The organism is Arthrobacter sp. CG_A4, assembly GCF_035985125.1.
Classification (GTDB): domain Bacteria; phylum Actinomycetota; class Actinomycetes; order Actinomycetales; family Micrococcaceae; genus Arthrobacter.
This window is the reverse complement of the sequence record NZ_JAXCID010000090.1, coordinates 1-2981: the sequence shown is the minus strand read 5'-3', so window position 1 is coordinate 2981 and position 2981 is coordinate 1. Positions and strand designations below refer to the sequence as shown.

3 protein-coding genes are annotated in these 2981 nt (G+C 64.7%); 2 read left to right on the top strand and 1 reads right to left on the bottom strand.

The features are described 5' to 3' along the window. Window positions 1-57 precede the first annotated feature (57 nt). On the bottom strand, window positions 58-1059 hold the full coding sequence (locus RCH07_RS19085) for a tyrosine-type recombinase/integrase (protein ID WP_326969067.1): 1002 nt from the start codon (window positions 1057-1059) through the stop codon (window positions 58-60). A 225-nt stretch (window positions 1060-1284) separates the two neighbouring features. Between RCH07_RS19085 and RCH07_RS19080 the strand changes: the two genes are divergently transcribed. Continuing rightward, a complete protein-coding gene (locus RCH07_RS19080) occupies window positions 1285-2028 on the top strand; it encodes a Mu transposase domain-containing protein (RefSeq protein WP_326969066.1) in 744 nt (247 codons plus the stop codon). Beyond that, a complete protein-coding gene (locus tag RCH07_RS19075) occupies window positions 2025-2774 on the top strand; it encodes an ATP-binding protein (RefSeq protein WP_326969065.1) in 750 nt (249 codons plus the stop codon). The genes RCH07_RS19080 and RCH07_RS19075 overlap by 4 nt, the downstream gene beginning before the upstream one ends. Window positions 2775-2981: the final 207 nt, after the last annotated feature.

Genomic DNA, 2981 nt, shown 5'->3' with positions numbered 1-2981 from the left:
CCCCGACGCGGCATGGATCAATAACCCATCCAACAGAATGGCTACGGCAGTAGCCGCCTAACTCCCGCTGGCCTCAATCGCCTTGACAAATTCCGCGTAGGGGGCGTGGGAGCGCAGGAACACATGGTCGTCATCGCCGCCGGCGGGTCTGCCGTTGAGGAGATAGTCCGCGATCGCCTCACCGACCTCGGCCAGCAGCGGCAACGTCACCACCGATCCTGTTTTGTGCTGGGTCAGAGCGAACTGCGCGTGCCGCCAGTCGATATCCCGCAACCGCAACCCTGCGATGTCCACCGGCCGCAGTCCCGTCCGGGCGCCCAACAGCAGCAGCGCCCGATCCCGCAAACCCATCGCTGTGGTGACGTCGGGCGAGTTGGTCAGCGCGGCAACACCCCCCGCCGAAAGCACGCCCACCGACGCCACACGTCTGGCGAACAGGGCCGGGACCGCCCGCGACAGGCCCGTGCCGTAGCCGGATTCCTCGAGGAATCGACACATCACCCGCAAAGCCGTCACCACCGTCCTCATGCTCCCGGGCTGGTAGCGGCTGCCCAAGAACACCACCATCGCCGACACGTCCGAACCCGACAGCGCCTGGACATTCTTCACGCCGCGGTCGGGCAGCCACGCCAGCGCGGTGCGCGACACGGTCGCATACAAATTCTGGGTCGCGGCGGCCAACGACTGGCCCTGCAACCAGAGCTCGAACTGTTCCTGGACCGGACGGAAGACAGCATCCAGCGCGTCATTGGGATGCGCCGGGCGAGACAGACACCATTGGTAGGACCCGGTTCGTGCCACCTCTGACAGCACCAGGGCGGCCTTCCGCAGGAGCTTGTGTTTCCACTGCTTCATCCGGGCGTCCCGATGCTCCGCCGCGACGAACTCCACAAACGCGGCGACGGCCTCCTCGCTGAACTCATCGACAGCGTCGCGGGAACAGAACCTCGCGAACTGGGACCACGCCCACCGGTACTGCATCCTCGTCGACGGCGCATGGCCCAACGGACCCATTGCGGCTTCAGCCTGCACGATCAACTCGCCTATAGAAATACTCATCTCCGGCTCACCTCCAGTGAAATCGAAAGAGATGAGCCAGCGTAGGCGGGCCGCGATTATCCCGATGAAGTCGCCTCTCAGGCCGCCACCACACACGCCCGCAGAGCAGGACTCGGGATAACAGAATCCTCGGGATAGTCTTTCTTATCCCGAATTCGGGATAATCGAGACAAGGCGAGCGTCGAGAACACGGTCTCCCACGTCGCGACCTGGGTCATCGCGGGCTTGCGGCATGAGCAGTTTACGTCGCTGGCGCAGTTGCGCACCCGGGTCTATGAGCAGATCGATGCCTATAACCGGCAACCGTTCCAGAAACGCGACGGGTCCCGGCTGAGCGTCTTCACCACCGAGGAGAAACCGCTGCTGCAACCGCTGCCGGCAGCCCCGCTCGAGATCAGCACGTGGTCCTACAAGCGCAAGGTGAACAAGAACGCTCACGTGGTCTGGGCGAAGAACTTCTACTCCGTCCCCTTCAGCCACATCGGCGCCCTGGTGGACCTTCGCGTCACGGACACCATGCTGGAGGTCTATCGGGCTGATGAGCGCCTGACCAGCCACCTGCTGCTGCCGGCAAGCACGGTGAATCAGTATCAGAGCAACGACGCGGACCTGCCCGAGGGACGCAGCTGGCAGGCCTGGGACCGGGCCCGGATCGAGGCCTGGGCAGCCCGGATGGGCCCGGCCACGGTGACGGTGATCGGCAAAATCTTCGAGGCAGCCGCCATCGAGGAGGCCGGCTTCGACCCGGCGTTGGCGGTCCTGCGCCTATCGCGTAAGTTCTCCCCGGCCCGGGTCGAAGCGGCCTGCCAGCTCGCGCTGCGCGGGCCGATCCGCTCCCCGCGCTACGCCCATTTGCGGCCGATCCTCGACACTGGGCAGGACAAGACCGGCCACGTCTCGGAGGAGCCTGAGGGCGATGATGGCGGCTATGTCCGCGGCGGCGCCTACTACGCCGGAGGGACCCGTTGAGCGCGCTGGACGGGGAGACCAAACGCAAGCTCCGGGAGATGAACGCGGGCGAGCTGCTCGAGGCGATCGATACCCAGGACGAGACGCTGTCGATCAGTTTGACGTTCGAAGAGCGGGTGAGGCTGGTAGTCGATGACGCCTACTCGACCTTCATGCATTCCAAGGTCGCCGGGTTGATCCGGCGGGCGGGGCTGCGTTATCCGAACGCGGATTTGCGCCGCATCGACCTGCTCGACGAGCGCGGCCTGAACCGGCAAGTGCTGACCCAGCTCGGCACCTGCTCATTCGTGGCCCGGCAACAGAACGTTGTCTTCCAGGGGTTCACCGGGTCGGGGAAGTCGTATCTGGGATGCGCGATCGCCAAACGCGCCTGCGAACACCGCATCCGCGCCCACTACGTCCGCATGCCCGACCTCGAGGAAGCCTGGGTCGCCGCCCAGGACACCACCGGCGGCGCCGGCAAGTTCCTGCGCAAATACGCCGCATTCACATTGCTCGTTATTGACGAGTGGTTGCTGGACCGGCCGGCGGAGTCGATGCGGACCATGCTGCTGGAGCTGATGGAACGCCGTTACGGCGAAACGTCGACGGTGTTCTGCACCCAGTACTCGCAGAAGGACTGGCACCAGCGGCTCGGCTCCGGTGTTCACGCCGACGCGATCATGGACCGGATCATCCACAACACGATCTGGGTCGAGACGGGCACCTACAACATGAGGGAGCACACCGCGCTGGCCAGCGCGTAATCGATGACGGAGGGCGTCAGTGGCTCCCAGCCACACCACCACTGGCGCTCTCCCGCACGATCGGTGGTGCTGAACCGCACGATTGGGTGGTGCTCAAAGCCTCAAATACTCAGTGGTGGTACATCTCCGTCTTCAGATGCGAGAAGAAATTCTCCGCCACGGCGTTGTCCCAGCACACGCCGACCTCACCCATGGATTGGGTGACGA